General features: G+C 65.7%; 1 protein-coding gene. It reads left to right on the top strand.

Going from position 1 to position 239, the window contains the following annotated elements; genetic code table 11:
• The first annotated feature begins 102 nt into the window (after window positions 1-102).
• Window positions 103-237, top strand: a complete 135-nt coding sequence (locus ACPYOJ_RS35575) for a hypothetical protein (protein ID WP_481420418.1) — start codon at window positions 103-105, stop codon at window positions 235-237.
• Window positions 238-239: the final 2 nt, after the last annotated feature.

Below are 239 nucleotides of genomic sequence, written 5' to 3'. Positions count from 1 at the left end.
CCCCCCCCCCCCCCCCCCCCCCCCCCCCCCCCCCCCCCCCCCCCCCCTTCCAAAACAAAAAACGGCCCCCTAGATGCAGCGTAGTCTCGTGGGCTCGGAGATGTGTATAAGAGACAGGTGCTGACCGGCGCGCTGAATGCGCTGCTCGGTTCCCGCGGCGGCAACTGGGAAATTCTAACGGCGTCCGCCCTCGTCACCATCTGTCTCTTATACACATCTGACGCTGCCGACGACTAGTC

It is taken from the genome of Rhizobium sp. SVR5-9E, assembly GCF_056755095.1.
This window is presented reverse-complemented; position numbering and strand designations above follow the sequence as displayed.